At 67.2% G+C, this 2,298-nt stretch carries 4 protein-coding genes; 2 read left to right on the forward strand and 2 right to left on the reverse strand.

The window, feature by feature from the left end:
- Nucleotides 1–567: type I methionyl aminopeptidase (map, locus tag RMO97_RS18315; RefSeq protein WP_310542448.1), on the forward strand; the 567-nt coding region annotated here is incomplete at its 5' end.
- A 3-nt stretch (nucleotides 568–570) separates the two neighbouring features.
- On the opposite strand, the gene RMO97_RS18320 is transcribed toward map, so the two are convergent.
- Nucleotides 571–861, reverse strand: coding sequence for a hypothetical protein (locus RMO97_RS18320; protein ID WP_310542449.1), 291 nt, complete (start codon nucleotides 859–861; stop codon nucleotides 571–573).
- A gap of 169 nt (nucleotides 862–1,030) precedes the next feature.
- On the opposite strand from RMO97_RS18320, the gene radC reads away from it, so the two are divergent.
- Nucleotides 1,031–1,777 (forward strand): RadC family protein, encoded by a 747-nt coding sequence (radC, locus tag RMO97_RS18325; RefSeq protein ID WP_310542450.1) that lies wholly within the window; start codon nucleotides 1,031–1,033, stop codon nucleotides 1,775–1,777.
- Here radC and RMO97_RS18330 read toward each other — a convergent pair.
- The coding region (locus RMO97_RS18330) for a SapC family protein (RefSeq protein ID WP_310542451.1) at nucleotides 1,774–2,298 on the reverse strand (525 nt) is incomplete at its 5' end. The two genes, radC and RMO97_RS18330, sit on opposite strands and share 4 nt — an antisense overlap.

Consider the following 2,298-nt stretch of genomic DNA (forward strand, 5'->3'; position numbering starts at 1 on the left):
CACGTAGTCTGCCACGGCATTCCCAGCGAGCGGGCCCTGCGCGAGGGCGACATCGCCAATATCGACGTCACCGTCATCGTCGACGGCTGGCACGGGGATCACAGCCGCATGTACGGCGTCGGCGCGATCGCCCCGCGCGCCAAGCGGCTGATCGACGTGACCTATGAGGCCATGCAGCACGGTCTCGACGCCGTGAAGCCCGGCGCCCGGACCGGCGACATCGGTTTTGCGATCCAGCAGTATGTGGAGGCCCAGCGCTGCTCGGTGGTGCGGGACTTCTGCGGCCACGGCCTGGGCCGGGTGTTCCACGACGCGCCCAACATCCTGCACTTCGGCCACAAGAACACCGGCGAGCTGCTGCGGCCGGGCATGTTCTTCACCATCGAACCCATGGTGAACCTGGGCAAGCATCCGGTGAAGGTTCTCGCCGACGGCTGGACGGCGGTGACCCGCGACAAGTCGCTCTCGGCCCAGTGCGAGCATTCGGTGGGTGTGACGGAGACCGGCTACGAGGTCTTCACCCTGTCGCCGATGGGCCTGTTCAAGCCGCCCGTACAGGGCGACTGAGGCCTAGAAGAACATCGCCCGGGCGGCGGTGATCAGCAGGGCCCAGCCCGCGAGACTGCCCACGGTGATGAAGGCCAGGGACCGGCGCGGCGACCAGCGGCGTTCATCATCCTGGTGTTGGGAGTAGCTGGCGGCCAGATCGGCCTGCAGCTGGCGGGCCGGACTGTCGATCGGGTCAAAGGCGCCGTCCGCCAGGCGCACCGGCGACGGGGCGAGGACCCAGGCCTCGGCCGGGACCGGCGGAATGCCGAGGGCCTCATGGGCCGCTTCAACGCGTTTCTGGGGGCGGGCCATCGCTTGGATATCTCCACGAACGACTCAAACCTTGACCTCCTTGAGTCTAACAAATCGTCTCTGTGTGTAGTTACCGAGCGGTTAGCTGCGTCGATCCGCCCCGCCCGCCCCTTGCCAATCCGGAACGAATAAGGAACATTGTTCCGGCGGCGGGTTGCGGAGCGGTTCGATGGCGGATGGCGGTGAACTTCAGGAGGCCTGGAGCGGCGACCTCTTCCCCGCAAATCCGTCCAAGCCTGCCCCCAAGCCGCACTATCTCGGCCACCGCGACCGGCTGCGCGATCGCACCAGGACCGGCGGGTTCGGCGCCTTGCCGGACTATGAGTTCCTGGAGCTTTACCTATTCCGCACCATTCCGCGCGGCGACGTCAAACCCCTGGCCAAGGCGCTGATCGCTCGGTTCGGATCCCTGCCCGGCGTGCTGGGCGCATCCGTCGACGAGCTGAAGACCGTGGGCGGGGTCGGCGACGCCGTGGCCCTCGACTTGAAGCTGCTGCAGGAGGCGGCGCTGCGGGTGGGCAAGGCCGCGGTGGTCAAACGTCCGGTGATCTCGTCCTCCAGCGCGCTCTCGGCCTATGTCCGTACCGCACTCGCCCACGAGGCGCGCGAGCAGTTCCGGGTGCTGTTCCTGGACAAGAAGAACCAGTTGATCGCCGATGAGGTGTTGAACCACGGCACGGTGGATCACGCGCCGGTCTATCCTCGCGAGGTGATGCGCCGCGCGCTCGAGCTATCGGCCAGCGCGCTGATCCTGGTTCACAACCATCCCAGCGGCGATCCGACGCCCTCCGGCGCCGACGTTCAGATGACCCGCGAGATCGTGGAGGCCGGCCGGTCCCTGCGCATCGCCATCCACGACCACCTGGTGGTGGGCCGCGACGGGGTCGCCAGCTTCAAGGCCTTGGGCCTTTTCTAGCGGTCGTTGCTCACCAGCATGTCGGCCAGGCGGCCCCAGTTCAGGGCCGACTGCATCTGGGCATAGATGGCGTTCATCCAGCCCTGGCGTCGCAGGAGGAGGAAGGCCTCGTCGGGCAGGCTGCGCAGCCGGGCCTCGTCGATGGTGGCGAAGCCGGCCAACTTGAGGTCGCCGCCCGTGGACAATTTGACGGTCGCGGCGCGGCCGTCAAGGACACCGCAGGCCACCAGGGCCTCGACGAAGGGCGCGGTGGCGAGGTCGGCCGCCCGCAACGATTTGCAGAAATCGAAGGCCGACTTCACCAGTCGCGAGGGCTCCCCATCGGCGAAGAGCGGTTGGCCGGCTCCCTGCACCAGGATCTCGGGATGGTCCTCGATGCAAAGCTGAACGCCCAGGTCCTCGCCTTCCCCATACTCGGCCAAGATAAAGGGATAGCGCCGCACATAGGCCGGGACATAGGCCCCCTCGAGCCAGCCACCATCCGTATCGACGAACAGGTTCTCATCGTCCCGCAGGCCGAC

The sequence above is a fragment of the Phenylobacterium sp. genome, from assembly GCF_031425575.1.
In the GTDB taxonomy this organism is placed as follows: domain Bacteria; phylum Pseudomonadota; class Alphaproteobacteria; order Caulobacterales; family Caulobacteraceae; genus Phenylobacterium.